Here is an 18,026-nt window from a genome sequence, read left to right as displayed (position 1 = left end):
TCAGCGCAGAATCAACCGCCGAGCCCCCGCGAGCCCTAAGTGGCGACCATCGAACGCGCCGGGCCCAGCGTTACCGGCAGCGACGACCACCCCCGCAACACTCGCGTATCCCGGCGACTTCCCGCGCCCGCCGACCGCACCTCGGGAAAGCGGTCGAAGAACGTTCGCAGCCCGACTTCGCCCTCGGCGCGGGCCAGGGCCGCTCCCAGGCAGAAGTGCCGTCCGCCGGAGAAGGCGAGATGCTTACCGGCATTGGAGCGTTCGATGTCGAAGCGGTGTGGATCGGGGAACACCTCGGGATCCCGGTTCGCCGCGGCCACATAGACGATCACCAATTCGCCGCGTTCGATCGGCCTGCCCTCCAGCTCGACGTCATTGAGGGCCACCCGCGCGGTGAGCTGGACCGGCGACTCCAGCCGCAGGATCTCTTCCACCGCGTTGGGCCACAGGTCCGGACGCTGGCGCAGCGTTTTCAGGTGCTCCGGGGCATCCAGCAGCATGCGGATCCCGTTGCCCAACAGGTTCACCGTGGTCTCGAACCCGGCGGCCAGCACCAGCCCGGCCAGCGCCTGAAGTTCGCTCTCGCTGAGATGTGCTTCGGCGGGGCCGTTTTCGGAGCGCTGGATCAACTGACTCATCAGGTCGTCACCCGGGTCGCGCCGCAACTGGCGCAGATGATCGGCGAGCCAGTAGTTGAATCCGGCGATCCCGTCCTGCACCCGCCGGTATTGCTGCCACGGCAGCCCGAAGTCCAGACTCGGCGCTGCCAGCTCGCCGAAATCCAGCACCCGACGCCGGTCCGACTCCGGCACACCCAGGATGTCGCTGATGATCGCCACCGGAAGCTGCGAGCAGTAGCGTCCGACGATGTCGACCACACCGGAGCCGCCGGACTCGTCGGCAAGCTGATCCAACAGCTTGGTCGCGGTCTCCTCGACTCGGTCGCGCAACGCGGCGACCGCCCTGGTGGTGAATACCGCCGACACCGTCTTGCGGAAGCGCGTGTGATCGGGCGGCTCGACGGCCAGCAAGGACGGTGGCCGCAGCGGGTGCAGCAGATCGTCGCGCGCCCAACGCTCCAGCCAGCGCATCGGTGCGGGCAGATTCGATCCGATCATCAGCACCCGGAAGTCGTCTGATCGCAGCAGGTCATGGGCGAGCGTGTGGCCGATCGCCAGATAGGTGACGCGACTTTTGATCAACGGGCCGCGCGGCCGCAGCTCGTCGTAGAACGCCACCGGGTCGGCGACCACGCCCGGATCGGCGATCAGCCTGGCCTGCAGGTCCCCTCGGCGGACTCCGATCTTCGCGACGCCGCGAACGAATCCGTGCAGCGAAAGCCAGTGCAGTCTCTGCTTCACAGGTCCTCCCTCAATCCGCCGGAGCCGGGTAGTTGAAACCAGCCTAAGCCCGCCCGCGATGGGGACCTCAGCAGTCGGCGACGATCTTGAACTCTTCGTTCACGGTCTTGTTGGGGTCCTTGCTGTTGATGCCGTAGGCGCTGCCGGTGATGGTGTAGGTGCTCTTGGAAAGGTCGACGTGGGTCTCGCCCACCCCGCCTTGCCATGCGCTGCCGTTGAAGCCGTCGATGTTACGGATCTTCACCCACTGCGGGATCGCCCTCTCGCCGCTTATCAGCACCACCGCTTCGACTTGGCCGTCGTGATCGCGGATGTCGATGGTCCGGTAGCCCTGGAACTGACTGCACGCCGGAGGACGCGTGATATGCGTGGCGGCGTCGAGGGTCAGGTGCGCGGCTTTGCGGGGCACCGTCTCGGCCTGCGCACACCCCGCGACGCCGGCGACGACGACCAATGCACCGCCTGCCACCTTCATCAACCGGTTCTGCACCAGGTCACCTCCATTCCGTCGGGGCGAAATCGCTATTCATATTTGGGAACCATCTTGGGTATCGCTTTGGCAATCTGGTTGCGCACCAGCTCCGGGCTGAGGCCCTTGACCCGGTCGATCCAGCGAATGCTGTTGGGGACGTACCAATGCAGCCGCGTCGGGTGCTGGTAGGCCTGCCACGCCACCTCGGCGACGCTGCTCGCGGGAATCAGCCGGAACATGCCCTTCTTGGGCGCGGTGGCGCGGATCTGCTCGCTGCTCAGCGTCGGCGAGCCCGCTTCGGAATGGTTGGGCGTCGTGGTGAGGATGGCGGTGTCGATCAGACCGGGCAGCACGTCGGCGACCCGCACACCGTGTCGCTGCCATTCCACGCTCAATGCCTCGGTCAATCCTTTGACCCCGTGCTTGGTCGCCGAGTAGACCGCCAGGTGCGGCATGCCATAGGCGGCCGAGGACGACGACGTCGAGAACATCAGGCTGCCCGGCGTCTTCTTGAGGTAGGGCAGCGCGCCGTAGGCGCCCGTCACCACAGCCTTGAAGTTCACGTCGACGACGCGCATGGCGCGTTCGTAGGGCACGTCCTCGAACCAGCCGCTCGCGCCGATGCCGGCGTTGTTCCACATCATGTCGAGCCCGCCGTCCGCGTTGCCGATACAGAAATCGGCCAGCGCCGAATCGAGTGCGGCCTTGTTCGTGACGTCGACGACACGGGTCCACAGCCCGGCGCCAAGCTGCGCGCTCAGCGTCTCGAGCCCGTCGTCGTTGCGGTCCACCGCACCCACTCGCCAGCCCTTGGCATGGAAGAGCTTGGCGCCCGCGCGGCCCATCCCGCTGCCGGCACCGGTGATGAAGACCGACTTCACGACGCCCGGCATGAAGAACCCTCCGCTGGTGATGAGTAGTCGGCCTGCCCTCAGGCCGCCTCGACCACGCCTTTAATGCGCTGCAGCGTTTTCGTCATATCACGAATATTGCGGCGCTTGCGCAAAAAGCCGCCAAATACCCAATACACAGCATTAAACGGCGACGGATTAAGTCGGAATGACTCGGTCACGTCGGTCCCGTCGCCGGCCGGCGCCAAACGGTAATGCCAATTGTTCACCGGCCTGTCGCCCAGCAATACCATGAAGCCGAATTCACGGCCCGGTTCGCAGGCGGTCACCTCGCATGTCGTCCAGTAGACGGGTCCTATCTCGTTTCGCCGCACGTGCCCGCGGAAGCGGGCGCCGAGCGCGGGGCCAGTCGCCTCGCCCAACCACTCCGCCTCTATGACTTCGGGGGAGAACTGTCCGGTGTTACGGACATCCGCGATCAGGTCCCAGATCTTGTCCGCGGGCGCCGCCATGTGAACTGTCGACGAACCTTCCATGGCCTGATCCAAACACAGGTTCGCGCGTGCTCATAGACCTCCGAAAGATATTGGAAAGGCCGATGGTTACGGGTGCGGTACGGCTGCCTGAATGATCTGGTTGATGATTGATGTTATGCCGCGTCCGGGCTTCGACCACACCGCCGTCGGCAGGCCAGAAGCGGTGCCGCACTTCGGCCATGCCTCCAGGCCCTGGTCGGCCAGTACCCGGTTGGCCACCGCGATCTGCTCCTCTCTCGATGCGGCCGCGGGATTGCCGACGCCGCCGTAGCGGGCCCAGGTGGCCGGCTTGAACTGCAAGCCGCCGTACTCGCCATTTCCGGTGTTGGCATGCCAGTTGCCACCGGACTCGCACTGCGCGACCGCATCCCAGTTCGGGGTCGGGGCGGCGCTGGCGACACCGCCGGACAGAGTCATCGACGCGGCAACCAAACCGCCGAACAAGGCGGACGCCGCGAGAGACCTGCGGATTTTTCTCATGTCAAGGATTTCGGTTGGCGTGTCTAAAGCGTTACCGATCCGAATACCTCGCGATATAGCACATCTATCCCGGCGAGATCGGCAGGTCAGGCGCTAAAAGAAAGCCCCCGGACCGCGAAAATCAGGCCGCTGAATCCTGGCAATATGAATGAGAAACCATTAAGAGAATTCTTTGATAAAGGCCATCTAGTTGGCGGGCCCGGATCACGCTGGCCCGGGCGTCGTCGAGTTGGGCGGCGCATCCCGGCGAATGCAACACGTCCCAGTTGCGCGCCAGCTGGCTCAGCATCGTTTGGTTGAGGGTGTCGATCGTCGACCGCGACGCCGACAGGTCCGGCGGCGCGGACGGCACGGCGCCCGGATCGAGCTTCCACTCGGCGAACCGGGTGTACTCAATTGCCTCGGTGCCGTTGATCTGGTCGCCAAAGACCCAGGCGACGTAGTCCGGATCGATGTGTTGCGCGGCGGCAGCGCTGCGCAGCTTGGTGAGTTCTTGCTGGACGCGGCCCGGATCCTCGATGGCGGCGTGCGCGCCCCACTTGAACGCGGCCACCGGCTCGGCGACCTGTAACCGCTGGGCGGCCGCGTCCACCAACTCGGCGAGTGGGCTGCCGTCGGCTCGCGCCCGCGCCGGGCCGGCAACCAACACCATGAGCAGGGCGACCAGCGCGGCGCACCACCGACCGCTGCCCATGACCACGATTCTGGCAACGAGTTAGCCTGGCTGCCATAGGCACCTCTGAGAAATGGTTGCGCCCGCCACGGGTCCGGGCGTCGATCCTCGCCACGCTTGCGGTCTCGCTGTTGCTGGGTGTGGCGTTTGTAGTGGTGGGCAAGCTGCATCCGCCAGCCGCTGACTCTCTCGACCATCCGGCCAATCCGGCCACCGATGAGCAGAGCCAGGCCCAGGTGGTCGAGCCGGCCAAACAAATCGTCAGCCTGGCCGCACTGCAGACGAGATCCGCGGGCTACCTACTGATGTCCTGCAGGGACCGCAACGACCCGCCTTACCAGGGCGCGATCTATCTGACCTTCGCGGTGCCCAGCGACGTCGGCGCCGACACATATTTCCCGGCCATCACCACAAAGCTGGTCGGACACGGGTGGGTCGAGGGCCTGGCGCCCAAGGACCACACGTTCGGCAGCACCGTCTCGAAGGATGCCGTCACCGCGATCATCTACCGCGACAGCGACCATCACGACCTCGGAGTCCTACGCATCTACGGCGAGTGCCGGAACATGAACGATCACCACCACGAGGGGTGGACCGACATCGCCGCGCAGCTCACGCCGAATTAGCGGACGTTTAAAGGACATAAGCCCTCAAACGCCTACTGCGCTTGACGGCCCCGATCATTCCGAGCCGTCAAGCGCAGTAGAGCTGCTCTGCGCAGAGCGGGTTAGCCTGCGTGCGCGCCCAGCGAGGCCTGCAGGTCACCCTTCATCGCGTTCAGCTGGGCTCCCCAGTACTCCCAACTGTGGGTGCCATAGGCCGGGAAGTTGAACACGGCGTTGTGGCCGCCCGCGGCGTTGTAGGCGTCTTGGAACTTCTTGTTGACGCCGATCATGAAGTTGCTCTCAAGGAACGTGGCCGGCAAGTTGGCACCGCCCAGTTCGTTCGGAGTCCCGTTGCCGCAGTACACCCAGAGCCGGGTGTTATGGGCAACCAGTAGGTTGACGTTGACCAGGGGGTCATTGCGTTGCCATGCGGGGTCGTTGTCCGGCCCCCACATGTCTTCCTTCTTGTAGCCGCCGGCATCGCCCATCGCCAGACCTATCCAGCCCTGCCCGGTGGACGGGCTGAGGTAGCCGGACAGCGAACCGGCGTAGACGAACTGGCCGGGGTGGTAGTTCGCCAGATTCATCGCGGATGCACCCGCCATGGAGATACCCACCGATGCGCTACCGGTCGGCTTGACGCTCTTCTCCGAGGAGAGATAGCCCGGGAGCTCGCTGGTCAGGAAGGTTTCCCACTTGTAGGTCGAGCAGCCGGCCTTGCCGCACGCCGGGCGGTACCAGTCGGTGTAGAAGCTGGACTGTCCACCGACCGGCATGACGATCGACAGACCCGACTGGTAGTACCACTCAAACGCCGGGGTGTTGATGTCCCAGCCGTTGTAGTCATCCTGCGCACGCAGACCGTCCAGCAGGTAGACGGCCGGAGAGCCGTTACCACCACTCTGGAACTGCACCTTGATGTTGCGGCCCATTGACGGAGACGGCACCTGCAGGTACTCGACGGGCAGACCTGGCCGCGAGAACGCTCCCGCGGGCGCCGCTCCACCGGCAAGACTGATCAAGCCTGGCAGCATCACCGCCGCCGCAGCACCGACCAAAAGCCGGCGCCCCCAGGCCCGGATCTTCTCGCTCACATCTGTCATACCTGCGCCCCTTTGTTGTCTGTCGTCGCGCGTTCCCGGTGAAATTTACCGTGCGAATAGCCCAAATGTCGATCTGGACGCGAAGCCATCTCAGTTTTGTATCGATTACCGCTACGAATACAGCAACTGTGATATGCGAGCGGCAAAGCCCGTCGCAACGCCCCCATAGCCTCTATGCAACCACGCAACCAGCCGAAATGGCGGTAGCACACGCCGACACCCGAGCAAGTGTCCCATGTCTGGCGCACTCTACAAAGCCCATCTAATCAAAATCGCACACTCGTATTGTGCACGCAACAGCGCTTCGGTCAATGTGGGCGTCGGTGGCCCGATGCGGGGCGCCTCCCACTTTGTGGCGGAGGGTCACGAGTGCTCCAAGATAATTGACGCACGAGACGGCGGGGACCGCAGTGCCCCCCAGCGGTTCGGCACCCGGGCCGCCGAACTTGCACCGACCGCGTAGGCTCTCACGAAGCAAGCCGATGGACACCACGCTGTCCCGGTCCATTCCGGCCCTCTCGACCCAGCGCACGGCGAAATTCATGGTGCGCGGCGGTAGGGCGCAGGGGCGTGGGGCCATCGGACTTCGGGGAATGATTGAGGGTGCAGATTTTGGACGCGGTACTAGGGCTGTCAGTGACGCCGACAACCGTCGGGTGGGTACTCGCTGAGGGGCACGGCGCCGACGGCACCATCCTGGACCATCGAGAGCTGAAACTGCGCGGCGGCACGGGCGTGCGCGCTGTCGGTACCGCAGAGCACGTCACTAACGAGGTTTTGCGGGTGAATGCGACTGCGGCCGCGAGCGATCACCGGCTCCGTGTCATCGGAGTGACCTGGAACGACGAAGCTTCCGCACAGGCGGCGCTGCTGCTGGAGTCGCTGACAGACGCCGGGTTTGACAATGTTGTGCCGATTCGGATGCTCGAGGCCGTCCAGACGCTGGCCCGGGCCATCGCGCCGGTAGTGGGCTACGAACAGACCGCGGTGTGCATTCTCGAACACGAGTGGGCAACCGTCGTCATGGTCGACACCCAAGCCGGCCAGACGCAAACGGCGGTCAAGCATGTGCGCGGCGGGTTGGACGGGCTGACGGCCTGGCTGACCGGAATGTTCGACCGCAGCGCTTGGCGTCCCGCCGGGGTGGTGGTCGTCGGCTCTGACGGCGACATCGATGCGTTCTCCTGGCAACTCGAAAAAGCGTTGCCGGTGCCGGTTTTCGGGCAAAGCATGGCCCAGGTGACGATCGCGCGAGGCGCGGCGCTGGCCGCGGCTCAAAGCACCGAGTTCACCGACGAGCAGTTGGTACCCGGCACCGCTGAACCCGTCGCAACCGCGGCGCGCGTGCGGCGGCTGTCCTACGCCGGAGCCGCGACCGCCTTGGCCGCGGGCACGGTGACCTTCGTCGCGTCGTTGTCGCTCGCCGTCGGTCTGCAGCTGGCACCGAACCAACACCCCGAGATGTCAAAAGACGTGGTGCGCACATCGACCCCACAGGTCGCCGAAGCCGTTGCGCCGGCGGCGCCACCGGCAACAGAGGCGCGGGCTCCCCGGCCGGCGCCGCCGTTGCGGCTCACCTCCGACGAACCGGTCACCGAACCGGGCCCGACGAGGGTCCTCGAGCACATACCCGGCGCCTATGACGAGTCCACCGAAGTTCCGCCTCAGCCCTAAACGGCGCTAGTTCTCCTTGGGGTGCGCCGCCGTGAAGGACACCGTCACCTCGTCGGCAACCTGCATCGAGCCCAACAGCATCGAGTACGGCTTGACGCCGTACTCGGACTGGCGAACCCGGGATTCGGCGGACATTCGCCACGAATCACCGAGATCCTCTGTGCGCAGCTCGATTACCTGCTCTCGCGACTTTCCCCGAATTTGCAGCGTCCCGGTAAGGCGGTATCCCTCGTCGGTCTCGTCGATGGTGTTGGTTGCAAAGCGGATCTGCCGATAGCGGTTGGCGCCCAGCGACTTCAACGCGTTCGACTTCACCAGTGCCTTCTCCGGCCCGGACAGCCCTTTCACCCCACCCTCGCCGCGGAGTACCTCAAACGAATCGACCTCGACCACCAGCTCGGCGGCGGCAGGTTGGGCGCCGTCCCAGTCCACCGAGGCTTGCCAGCGCGTCATCGCGATGGTCAGGCGATGACCCATTCGCGCGGCCCTGCCGGAAACGCCGGTGCGGATGGTCAATTCACCGTCAGATGCGTCGAGCGTCCAGGCGTCGTTCACACGGTGAGGACAGTGCGGTAGTGCGCTCGGCCGTGCTCCATTGCCGCGTAGCCTTCCGCGGCTTGCGCCAGCGGTAGCTCCTCGATCCACGCCCGCACACCCGACAAGACCGCGAAATGCATTGTCTCTTCAATGTCTTTCGCGGTGCCGGAGGGATGACCGATCACGCTGAGCCCCGGAGTTATCAGCTGCACGGGACTGATCGGTAGCGGCTCGGGGGTGACACCGATGGTGATCAGTTCACCCTGCGGAAGCAGCCCGCCGACCGTGTCGGCCATGGCCGGCGAGTTCCCCGCCGTAGCAAGGACTACCGTCGCCCCGCCGAGCGCACGCAGCGCTTCGGAGACATCGCCGGCAGTGGAGTCGATGTAGTGATGTGCGCCGAGCTTGCGCGCGTCCTCGGCCTTGGCGGCGCCGCGGGCGATCGCGATGGTCTCGAAACCCATGGCCCGGGCGAACTGCACCCCGAGGTGGCCGAGCCCGCCGACACCCAGCACCGCGACCCGGTCACCGGGCAGCGCCTTGGTGTGGCGCAGCGCGTTATAGGTCGTGACGCCGGCGCAGCCCATCGGGGCGGCTTCCACATCGGTGAGCTCGGACGGAATCCGGGCCAACGCGTTGGACGGCACCGTCGCCGACTCCGCATACCCCCCGGGATAGTGCCAGCTCGGCACCTTCCCGTTCGCGCAATGGATGAAGATGCCCTTGCGACAGGGGTCGCAGTGGTTGCAGTTGCCGCCGAACCATCCGACGGCCACCCGATCGCCAACGGCGAACTCTTCGACGCCCGCGCCGAGTTCGGCTATCGTTCCGGCGATTTCGTGCCCGAGGGTCAACGGCCACGACATGTTGGGGAAGCCGCCGTTGGCGAAATGGAGGTCGGTGCCGCAGATGCCGCACGCGGACACTTTGATGCGTACCTCGTCACGGCGCGGCGACGGCGTTTCGACCTCAGCCAACTCCAAGGGCGCGCCGGCGGACTGAATGTGGACAGCTTTGTGCGTGGGCATGGGCTCCCCTCGTGTGTTTCAGTGCGCGACAGGGCATTTGGCTGCCCCATTGGTGTGGTAGTCGACCTGCCAGTGCTTGATGCCGTTGAGCCAGCCCGACCGTAGCCGTTCGGGCTTGCCGATCGATTCCAGATCCGGCATGGCGTCGGCGATGGCGTTGAACATCAGGTCGATCGTCATCCGCGCCAGGTTGGCCCCGATGCAGTAGTGCGCGCCGGTGCCGCCGAATCCCACGTGCGGGTTGGGGTCACGCAGAATGTTGAAGGCGAACGGGTCGTCGAACACGTCCTCGTCGAAATTGGCGGAGCGGTAGACCATTACCACTCGTTGACCCTTCTTGATCTGCACACCGGACAACTCGTAGTCCTCCAGCGCGGTGCGCTGGAATGACGTGACCGGGGTGGCCCACCGGACGATCTCATCGGCGGTGGTGACGGGACGGTCCCGCTTGTAGAGCTCCCATTGGTCGGGGAAGTCGGTGAAGGCCATCATGCCCTGGGTGATGGAGTTGCGGGTCGTCTCGTTGCCGGCCACGGCCAGCAGAATGACGAAGAACCCGAACTCGTCGTCGGAGAGCTTGTGGCCGTCGACGTCGGCTTCGACCAGCTTGGTGACGATGTCTTCACCAGGGTTCTGGGCGCGGTCGGCGGCCATCTGCATGGCGTACATGATCAGTTCGACCGAGGCGGCCATCGCGTCATTGGTGGCGAACTCAGGATCCTGGTCGCCGACCATCTGGTTGGACCAGTGGAACAGTTTCATTCGGTCTTCCTGCGGCACACCCAGCAAGCCGGCGATGGCTTGCAGCGGCAGTTCGCAGGACACCTGTTCGACGAAGTCGCCGGCACCCTGCTCGGCGGCGGTCGCCACGATCTGGCGCGCGCGCTCGTTGAGGTCGTCGCGCAGTCGCTCGACGGCCCGGGGCGTGAAGCCGCGGGAGATGATCTTGCGCAGCCGGGTGTGGTGCGGGGCGTCCTGGTTGAGCAGGACGAATTTGCCACGCTCGATCTGTTCGCCGACGGTTCCGTCTTTGTAGCGGGGCAGCGCGGTCTTCTGCAGGCTGGAGAAAACGTCGCTGCGCCGCGAGATCTCCTTGACGTCCTTGTGCTTGGACACCACCCAGAAGCCGCCATCGTCGAAGCCGCCCACCCCGAGCGGCTGTTCGTTCCACCAGATCGGTTCGGTTCGGCGTAGCTCGGCCAGCTCTTCCACCGGCAGGCGCTCGGCGTGGACGTCTGGGTCGGTGAAATCGAACCCGGGAGGCAGATTGGGGGTTGGCATGCGGGCTACTCCTAGATACAAATCGATACGAAGTCGTCTAGTCGTCTTCTAGTGCCAAATAAACCATTGCCACGCACGGTTGGGAAGCACCAACGCAAGATCGCCGAGGCTGAACTGCAACGTGTTCAGTGTCGATGAGTTCCGGTCACGCCGGCGGTCGGCATGTCCAGTCTGTTTTGCAGCCACCGAGTAATCGAAAGGGCAACGGTGATGCGCATCATGCTGAGCGACTTCATCAGTCTCGACGGCGTGACCCAGGCCCCGGGCGGCCAGGGTGAGGACCCCGAGGGCGGATTCGCCCATGGCGGCTGGTCTTGAACTAGTCCGAGCCGTACTTCGAGTCCGAGGGGGTGTTTCCCGTCGACGGTCGGGCCCGCCCACTCGAGCTGGTGTCGGTGGCGAGGACCGGGACCGGTGTCCTCATCTGCACGTACCGGCCCGCCGGGCGCTGAGCCGCCCGATTCGGCCCGCAAACAACTCGGCAAAACGATCTTGTGGCGCTCGGCACAATCGTTATGCTTTGTTGCAGGTCACCGGCGGTACTTTGGGGGCCCAGGAAGCATAGACACCAAGGGTGGAACATGATTCGCGAACTACTTGCCGCCGCGGCGATCACGGGTGCCACGATCGGCCTGGCGCCGTGCGCCGCCGCCGACCCCGGACCCTGGCCGGGCGACGTGCCGGGGATGAACTATGACGCGTCGCTCGGTGCACCGTGCGACAACTACGAGCACAACATCTTCGGGCGCGGCCCCAGCGGACAGGCGGAAGCCTGCCATTTCCCCCCGCAAAACCAGTTTCCGCCGCCCACCACTGGGTACTGGGTGATCTCCTACCCGCTCTACGGTGTCCAGCAGGCCGGCGCGAGGTGCCCGGGCCCGCAAGCTGCGGCCCAGTCGCCGAGAGGGCTCCCGATGCTGTGCCTGGGAGCGCAAGGATGGCAAGAAGGATGGTTCACCGGGGCAGGGTTCTTCCCGCCGGAGCCATGACCGGCGGGCCGCCGGCATCGCCGGCGCCCCCGATTCCGCGGTGGCTGCGCTTCGTGATGGCGTCGGACCGTGCCGGCTCGGCGTGGTACATCGGCACCGGCTTCTTCTTCGCGCCGGTACTCGCCCTGGTGTCGCCGTGGCCAGCGGTCACCGTCGTGCTGTGGTGTGTCATCGGGCTGGCCGGGTTATGGCTGGGCCTGCTTGGAATCGCGATGGCCGCCGGTCTGGCACGGGTTCTGCGCTCCGGCGAGGAGATACCCGAGGACTACTGGCGCACCTTGGTGAATTACTGACAGGTCTAGAGTCTCTAAAATCGTAGCCAAGTAATTCGGGCAACCCAGAGGAGACTCCAGTGGCCATCAATCCCAAAGACGCCGTCGACGCAGTCCGCGACGTCGCCACCAACGCCGTCGAAAAGGCCTCGGACATAGTCGAAAACGCCGGCGACATCATCCGCGGCGACGTCGCCGGCGGCGTCAGCGGCATCGTCCAGAGCTCGATCGACATCGCCACTCACGCAGCCGAGAGGGCGGTCGACGTCTTCAAGGGCCGCAAGGAAGAAGACGACGACCTCGACGACCTGGACCCCGAGTAAATCGCCGTCAGACGGCGGCGGCGGCGTTGAGTTCGTCGAGCCTGGTCGTCGCCTCGAGGTACTCCTGCACCCAGCGCTCGATCACCGTAGAAGTCTTTTCCACCTTGGTGAACTGCCCGACGACCTGCCCGATTGGATTGAACGCGACGTCGACGGTCTCGTTCGGGTACCTGTTGGTGGCCCGCACGGCGATGCCGGAAACCATGTACTGCAGCGGCATGCCGAGCGGCTTCGGGTTGTCCGGGTTCTCCCAGGCCTCGGTCCAGTCGTTGCGCAGCATGCGGGCCGGCTTACCGGTGAACGAACGGCTGCGGACCGTATCGCGGCTGGTCGCCTTGGCGTAGGTGGCTTGCTGAACGGGGGTATTCGACGCTTCCTCGACCATCAGCCACTGCGAGCCGGTCCACGCCCCTTGGGCACCTAGCGCCAACGCCGCGGCGATCTGCTGGCCACTGCCGATGCCGCCGGCGGCAAGGACCGGGACTGGTGCCACTTCCTTGACGACCTGGGGCCACAACACGATTGAGCCCACCTCGCCGCAGTGCCCACCGGCCTCGCCACCCTGGGCGATGATGATGTCGATGCCCGCGTCGGCGTGCTTGCGGGCCTGTGAGGCCGAGCCGCACAGGGCGGCGACCTTGCGCCCCTCGTCGTGAATGTGCCTGATCATCTCGGCCGGTGGAGTGCCGAGCGCGTTCGCGATCATCGCCACCTTCGGGTGCTTGAGCGCCACTTCGACCTGCGGGGTGGCGGTCGCTTCCGTCCATCCGAGCAGCTGCAGGCTGTCCTGATCGGCATCCTCGATCGGGACCCCGTGATCGGCGAGGATCTTCTTGGCAAAATCCAGGTGCCCCGCCGGCACCATTTTGCGCAGCGTCTCGGCAAGCTCTTCTGCCGACAGGTGCGAGTCCATGCCCTCGTACTTGTTCGGGATGACGATGTCGACGCCGTAGGGGTGGTCGCCGATGTGCTCGTCGATCCAGTTGAGTTCGATCTCCAGCTGCTCGGGCGTGAAACCGACGGCCCCGAGCACGCCGAAGCCGCCGGCCTTGCTGACTGCGACCACGACATCACGGCAATGGGTGAAGGCGAAGATGGGAAACTCGATACCGAGTTGATCGCATAGGGCGGTGTGCATGCCTACTCCTGGGGCGTTCGCCGAATTGAAACGTGTTCTAGTTTAGTACGGATGGCGGGGCGGTGGCCAGCCAGGTCTGGTGCCGTCGCAACTAAGACTCGTCAGATCGCCAGGCTGTGTGCCGCCCACAGGACCAGGAACCCGAGCATGCTGCCGGCGCAGACGAGGTGATCGCGGCAGATCGAGCGCGCCAGGCGGGACTGTTCGGACGGGTTGTCGGTGCGCTTGCCGAGCCGGACCGCGTAGGGGACGGTGTGCAACAGCGCAAGCGTGATCGGAATCCCGGCCAGAATCGCCGACGTGACCAGTAGCCAGCCGGGGTCGTGACCGCGCACAGCCTGAAACACTAACGCGCCCAGGAGGATAACCATGAACAGGGCGATCAGCCGGCTCATCGGGTGCGATGTGGTGGTGGCGCGGTGGTAGTAGGCCGCGATGGACGCGAGCGCCGTCTCGGGCAGTTCGTCGCCCGCACCTCGGTGCCGAAGAACCTGGACGTCGAATATCAGGTCCATCCACAAGATCGCGAGCAGGAAACCGCTGCAGGCCGTGATGAGCGGGGCCACGACACTCACCTCCGATTCGGTGTCCGGCGGCACCCCTCGCAGACTAGAACAGGTTCTAACCGCTGTCAGGTAGCGTGACCCGTCATGGGACGCGTGGACACGAAAGTGGCACTGATCAGCGGCGGCGCCCGGGGCATGGGCGCCTCGCATGCCCGACTGCTGATATCCGAGGGCGCCACGGTGGTGATCGGCGACATCCTCGACGACGAAGGCCGGGCACTGGTGTCCGAATTGGGCGGAGCGGCACGGTACGTGCACCTCGACGTGACACAGCCGTCGGACTGGGCGGCGGCGGCCGCGACGGCGGTGGCGGAATTCGGCATGCTCAACGTCTTGGTCAACAACGCCGGCATCATCAACTACGGCCCGCTGAAGACGTTCGACCTGACCAAGTGGCAACGGGTCCTCGACGTCAACGTCACCGGCACGCTGCTCGGGATTCAGGCGGTGGTCGATCCGATGATCGCCGCCGGCGGCGGGTCGATCATCAACATCTCGTCCATCGAGGGCCTGCGCGGCGCCGCGTGGGTGCACGGGTATGTGACCTCGAAATGGGCGGTCCGCGGTCTGACCAAGTCGGCAGCATTGGAGTTGGCGCCCAACAACATTCGGGTCAACTCGATCCATCCCGGCTTTATCCGCACCTCGATGACGGCCAAACTTCCACAGGACGTGCTCAACATCCCGCTCGGGCGACCGGGAGAACCGCAGGACGTGTCGGCGTTCGTTCTCTTCCTGGCCAGCGACGAATCGGCCTATGCGACCGCGGCCGAATTCGTCGTGGACGGCGGCCTGGTGGAAGAGGTTTCGCATAAGAGCGAGTGAGGTTCGCACTGCCGTTCCGGGGTCATCCCGCGTGCAGCTCGTCGAGACACCGCCGGCGGGCGGCCACCGAGCGGCCATAGTGAATACACCTCGATAGCAGCAGAACGATCACCATGACGGACACGTCGTGTCCCTTCGCTGTGGGCCGCCTTGAGGACCCGGATTGGCTGACCACCGCAGGTTGCACCGCGCGTCTCAGGGGCTTCTCAGTGGATTCTTGACCGCGAGTTCTCCGTTGCCCAGCGCGTGCCCGACGACGATTTCGCCGCCGTTGCGTTCTGCGGACACGCCGGGTGCTGCGACCCCATAATGCCGAAATGGATGCGCAAGCCTCGATCGACCTGTCCGGGACCTTTGCCGGTGACCTGCATGATCTGCTCCGAGAGGCGGCCCAGCGGGGACCGCTGGCCACGGATATAGCGAGCGGCGCCACCGTCGTGCTGCGCCAACGCGACCTCGAAGCGTTGGTCCACGATCAGCGACTAGAGGGAATCGGACTGGCGCTGTTCGACACGATGGGCATAACCGACGGGCCGCTGCGCGACTGGTACGGCCGGTTGATGTTCACCACCGAGGGTGATTACCACCGCCGCATCCGGTCGCTGGTGTCGCGCGCGTTCACGCCCCGGTCCGTCGATGCCCTGCGCGCGACGGCCGCCGAGATGGCCGGCGAGGCCGTCGCCTCGGTCCGCCAGGGCGGGGACCTGGTCGCGGCGTACTCGACACTGGCCACCCGGCTGATGTGCCGATTGCTGGGCGTACCGGATTCAGACGTTCCGGTGTTCGCCGCCTGGCTTGACGCCTTGAGCCCGGTGTTTCTCGTCATGACGCCCGACCAGATCGCCGACGCCACGACCGCAATCACCGAGCTGCAAAGCTATGTCGATGAGTTGACGACGCGTCGCAGCACGGACCCTGGACGCGATCTCATTACCGCACTGTTGGCATCCGAGGCCGACGGCGAGCGTCTAACCCACGGCGAAACCGTCGCTATGATCGCCAATCTCCTGGTAGCCGGACATGATACGGCCGGGAGTCAGATACCGTGCAGCGTTTTGGTGGCCCTGCAGCACCACGCCGAACTTGCCGGTGTAGCGGAAGACGAGGCCCGGCTGGCAAGCGCGGTCACCGAAACCATGCGCCTGGAACCGAGTATCCCGTTCATGCCGCGCACCGCCGTGGCGCCGATTGAGTTGCACGGCATGACAATTCCGGCCGGCTCGGTCTTTCTCTGCGTTGCCGCCGCGAACCGCGATGCTTCGGCGTGGCATGAACCCGATCGTTTTGACCCAGATCGCTTTACCCGGCCCGACACGCCAAGACTGCTCAATTTCGGTGCCGGCACACACTATTGCCTGGGCAAGGCCTTGGCGCAGATCGCGGTCGAGGAGTGCGTGCGCGCTGTACTCACGACGGATCGCACATTGCGCCTGACCGAGGATGCGGCGAGCATTCCGTGGCGCCAGGTGCTGGGCCGCAGCCCGGCCCAGTTGGTCGTGTCCGCCGAGCGGGCGGCTTAGCTTCGCGGCGACGACAGCGGCGGACAGCCCCTTGATCCGGTACGGCGCCGAGGGTAGCGTGGTGGCCGCAATTACGAAACTGCGGGTATCGTAATTGCAGTTCACCGAAAGGATCGGCTCGATGCGCAGCCTGTATGCCGGCCTGCCCTTCACCACGTCCACGCCGGAGATCGCCGCCGCGCTGCAGGACGTCAGCATCCCGACGCTGCTGCTGTCGCTGGTGCACATCACCGGCGATCCGCGCTTCATCCGCGACTTCAAGCAGATGGGTCTGTTCCTCAACGAGGTTCAGGGGTTCATGTCCGATGAGGACAAGGCCCGCGCCCGCGCCGAGGCCCTACCGGTGCTCGCCGACTACCGCGACCGCGGCTGCCCCGAACCGGCGCCGCTGAGTAGCGAACTCATCCGGGAAATGATGGACTGGGCGGCCTGCGAGCACGTGCCCGACGAGTATGTGCCGCTGGTGTTGGAAGAAATGGATCTCGACGGGGTTGACCCCCGCCGTCCGGTCGCGCTGCCGGCCGACGACGCTGCAGAGATCCCGGTCCTCGTCATCGGATGCGGCGAATCCGGCATCCTGGCCGGAATCCGTCTTCAGCAAGCCAACATCCCCTTCACCATCGTCGAGAAGAACGCCGGCCCCGGCGGAACATGGTGGGAGAACAGTTATCCCGGCGCGCGCGTCGACGTGGCCAACCATTTCTATTGCTACAGCTTCGAACCCAACAACGACTGGACTCACTTCTTCGCCGAGCAGCACGAGTTGCAGGATTACTTCACCCAGGTGATGGCCAAACATGACTTGGTTGACCAGGTCCGGTGGAACACCGAGGTACTCGCGGCCGAGTGGAACGACGACGACGGCATCTGGAGCGTCTCGGTGCGCTGCGACGGCCAGACGAGCACACTGCGCGCGCGGGTCGTCATCACCGCGGTCGGTCAGCTGAACCGGCCGCATATCCCCGAATTCGAAGGCGCGGAGACCTTCGAGGGGCCGTCGTTTCACTCCGCGGCCTGGGATCATTCGGTGGATCTGAACGGCAAGCGGGTCGCGCTGGTCGGAGCGGGAGCCAGCGGCTTCCAGATCGCGCCCGCGGTCGCCGAGGACGTCGCACAACTCACCGTGTTCCAGCGCACCGCCCAATGGATGTTCCCGAACACGATGTATCACGACGAAGTCGGCGACGGCGTGCGCTGGGCGATGCGCCACCTGCCGTTCTATGGCCGGTGGTACCGGTTCCTGCTGCTCTGGCCCGGCGCCGACAAGGGCCTCGACGCCGCGCGCAGCGACCCGGACTACGCGGATCAGGACTACGCGGTCAGCGACATCAACGCCGCCGCGCGAATGATGTTCTCCCAGTGGATCACCAGCCAGGTGGGCGAAGGCCACGACCTGTTGGCCAAGGTGATGCCCGACTATCCGGCCACCGGCAAGCGAACACTTCAGGACAACGGCAGCTGGCTGCGAACGCTGCAACGCGACAACGTCGAACTGGTACGCATACCGATCCAGCGGATCACGCCCCGCGGGATCGTCACCGAAGACGGCGTGACGCACGATGTCGACATCATCGTCTACGCCACCGGATTTCGGCACACCGATGTGCTGTGGCCCCTGAAAGTGATCGGCCGCAACGGAATCGACCTGCACGAGATGTGGGGGTCACGTCCGTACGCCTACCTTGGCGTCACCGTTCCGGGATTCCCCAACCTCTTCATCGTCTACGGGCCCGGAACACATCTCGCCCACGGCGGCAGCCTGATCTTCCAGTCCGAACTCCAGATGCGCTAC

At 65.3% G+C, this 18,026-nt stretch carries 21 protein-coding genes; 9 read left to right on the top strand and 12 right to left on the bottom strand.

The window, feature by feature from the left end:
* Window positions 1-35: 35 nt before the first annotated feature.
* The 6 genes from VML93_RS33550 to VML93_RS33525 form a co-directional block, all read right to left on the bottom strand.
* Window positions 36-1,361 carry a cytochrome P450 gene (locus VML93_RS33550; protein WP_325617399.1) on the bottom strand — a complete coding sequence of 442 codons (1,326 nt, stop codon included), beginning with the start codon at window positions 1,359-1,361 and terminating at the stop codon, window positions 36-38.
* 67 nt (window positions 1,362-1,428) lie between these two features.
* Window positions 1,429-1,851 carry a lipoprotein LpqH gene (locus tag VML93_RS33545; RefSeq protein ID WP_325617397.1) on the bottom strand — a complete coding sequence of 141 codons (423 nt, stop codon included), beginning with the start codon at window positions 1,849-1,851 and terminating at the stop codon, window positions 1,429-1,431.
* Window positions 1,852-1,883: 32 nt separating this feature from the next.
* Window positions 1,884-2,714 (bottom strand): SDR family oxidoreductase, encoded by an 831-nt coding sequence (locus VML93_RS33540; protein WP_325617446.1) that lies wholly within the window; start codon window positions 2,712-2,714, stop codon window positions 1,884-1,886.
* 50 nt (window positions 2,715-2,764) lie between these two features.
* Window positions 2,765-3,238 carry an SRPBCC family protein gene (locus VML93_RS33535; protein WP_325617445.1) on the bottom strand — a complete coding sequence of 158 codons (474 nt, stop codon included), beginning with the start codon at window positions 3,236-3,238 and terminating at the stop codon, window positions 2,765-2,767.
* 48 nt (window positions 3,239-3,286) lie between these two features.
* A complete protein-coding gene (gene rpfC, locus VML93_RS33530) occupies window positions 3,287-3,700 on the bottom strand; it encodes a resuscitation-promoting factor RpfC (protein ID WP_325617395.1) in 414 nt (137 codons plus the stop codon).
* Window positions 3,701-3,821: 121 nt separating this feature from the next.
* Entirely contained in the window at window positions 3,822-4,394 is a 573-nt protein-coding gene (locus tag VML93_RS33525; RefSeq protein ID WP_325617393.1) for a chorismate mutase, read from the bottom strand.
* A 56-nt stretch (window positions 4,395-4,450) separates the two neighbouring features.
* Between VML93_RS33525 and VML93_RS33520 the strand changes: the two genes are divergently transcribed.
* Window positions 4,451-4,999 carry a hypothetical protein gene (locus VML93_RS33520; protein ID WP_325617391.1) on the top strand — a complete coding sequence of 183 codons (549 nt, stop codon included), beginning with the start codon at window positions 4,451-4,453 and terminating at the stop codon, window positions 4,997-4,999.
* A gap of 101 nt (window positions 5,000-5,100) precedes the next feature.
* On the opposite strand, the gene ag85B is transcribed toward VML93_RS33520, so the two are convergent.
* On the bottom strand, window positions 5,101-6,081 hold the full coding sequence (gene ag85B, locus VML93_RS33515; RefSeq protein ID WP_325617389.1) for a diacylglycerol acyltransferase/mycolyltransferase Ag85B: 981 nt from the start codon (window positions 6,079-6,081) through the stop codon (window positions 5,101-5,103).
* A 612-nt stretch (window positions 6,082-6,693) separates the two neighbouring features.
* Between ag85B and VML93_RS33510 the strand changes: the two genes are divergently transcribed.
* A complete protein-coding gene (locus VML93_RS33510) occupies window positions 6,694-7,755 on the top strand; it encodes a DUF7159 family protein (RefSeq protein WP_325617443.1) in 1,062 nt (353 codons plus the stop codon).
* Between the two features lie 6 nt (window positions 7,756-7,761).
* On the opposite strand, the gene VML93_RS33505 is transcribed toward VML93_RS33510, so the two are convergent.
* From VML93_RS33505 to VML93_RS33495, 3 genes are read right to left on the bottom strand one after another with little or no spacing between them, the layout of a single operon-like run.
* Window positions 7,762-8,310 carry a YceI family protein gene (locus VML93_RS33505; protein ID WP_325617387.1) on the bottom strand — a complete coding sequence of 183 codons (549 nt, stop codon included), beginning with the start codon at window positions 8,308-8,310 and terminating at the stop codon, window positions 7,762-7,764.
* A complete protein-coding gene (locus VML93_RS33500; RefSeq protein WP_325617385.1) occupies window positions 8,307-9,320 on the bottom strand; it encodes an alcohol dehydrogenase catalytic domain-containing protein in 1,014 nt (337 codons plus the stop codon). Before VML93_RS33500 ends, VML93_RS33505 begins: the two co-directional genes overlap by 4 nt.
* Before the next feature lie 18 nt (window positions 9,321-9,338).
* Window positions 9,339-10,601, bottom strand: a complete 1,263-nt coding sequence (locus VML93_RS33495; RefSeq protein WP_325617383.1) for a cytochrome P450 — start codon at window positions 10,599-10,601, stop codon at window positions 9,339-9,341.
* A 162-nt stretch (window positions 10,602-10,763) separates the two neighbouring features.
* Between VML93_RS33495 and VML93_RS33490 the strand changes: the two genes are divergently transcribed.
* The 4 genes from VML93_RS33490 to VML93_RS33475 all read left to right on the top strand — a co-directional run bounded on the left by VML93_RS33490 (window position 10,764) and on the right by VML93_RS33475 (window position 12,185).
* A complete protein-coding gene (locus VML93_RS33490) occupies window positions 10,764-10,919 on the top strand; it encodes a hypothetical protein (RefSeq protein WP_325617381.1) in 156 nt (51 codons plus the stop codon).
* A 263-nt stretch (window positions 10,920-11,182) separates the two neighbouring features.
* The gene (locus VML93_RS33485; protein WP_325617379.1) at window positions 11,183-11,590 is read left to right on the top strand and encodes a hypothetical protein; all 408 of its coding nucleotides are present in this window, start codon (window positions 11,183-11,185) and stop codon (window positions 11,588-11,590) included.
* The gene (locus tag VML93_RS33480; RefSeq protein ID WP_325617377.1) at window positions 11,587-11,883 is read left to right on the top strand and encodes a hypothetical protein; all 297 of its coding nucleotides are present in this window, start codon (window positions 11,587-11,589) and stop codon (window positions 11,881-11,883) included. Before VML93_RS33485 ends, VML93_RS33480 begins: the two co-directional genes overlap by 4 nt.
* A gap of 59 nt (window positions 11,884-11,942) precedes the next feature.
* Window positions 11,943-12,185: a hypothetical protein gene (locus VML93_RS33475; protein WP_325617375.1), complete on the top strand. Its 243-nt coding sequence runs from the start codon at window positions 11,943-11,945 to the stop codon at window positions 12,183-12,185.
* Window positions 12,186-12,192: 7 nt separating this feature from the next.
* Here VML93_RS33475 and VML93_RS33470 read toward each other — a convergent pair whose 3' ends face one another.
* On the bottom strand, window positions 12,193-13,323 hold the full coding sequence (locus VML93_RS33470) for a nitronate monooxygenase family protein (RefSeq protein ID WP_325617373.1): 1,131 nt from the start codon (window positions 13,321-13,323) through the stop codon (window positions 12,193-12,195).
* 101 nt (window positions 13,324-13,424) lie between these two features.
* Window positions 13,425-13,889, bottom strand: coding sequence for a hypothetical protein (locus VML93_RS33465; protein WP_325617371.1), 465 nt, complete (start codon window positions 13,887-13,889; stop codon window positions 13,425-13,427).
* 84 nt (window positions 13,890-13,973) lie between these two features.
* On the opposite strand from VML93_RS33465, the gene VML93_RS33460 reads away from it, so the two are divergent.
* The 3 genes from VML93_RS33460 to VML93_RS33450 form a co-directional block, all read left to right on the top strand.
* The gene (locus tag VML93_RS33460; RefSeq protein ID WP_325617369.1) at window positions 13,974-14,714 is read left to right on the top strand and encodes a glucose 1-dehydrogenase; all 741 of its coding nucleotides are present in this window, start codon (window positions 13,974-13,976) and stop codon (window positions 14,712-14,714) included.
* A gap of 317 nt (window positions 14,715-15,031) precedes the next feature.
* Window positions 15,032-16,234, top strand: coding sequence for a cytochrome P450 (locus VML93_RS33455; RefSeq protein WP_325617367.1), 1,203 nt, complete (start codon window positions 15,032-15,034; stop codon window positions 16,232-16,234).
* A 121-nt stretch (window positions 16,235-16,355) separates the two neighbouring features.
* The coding region (locus VML93_RS33450; RefSeq protein ID WP_325617365.1) for an NAD(P)/FAD-dependent oxidoreductase at window positions 16,356-18,026 on the top strand (1,671 nt) is incomplete at its 3' end.

It is taken from the genome of Mycobacterium sp. (genome assembly GCF_035499775.1).
Taxonomy (GTDB): Bacteria; Actinomycetota; Actinomycetes; order Mycobacteriales; family Mycobacteriaceae; genus Mycobacterium.
This window is presented reverse-complemented; position numbering and strand designations above follow the sequence as displayed.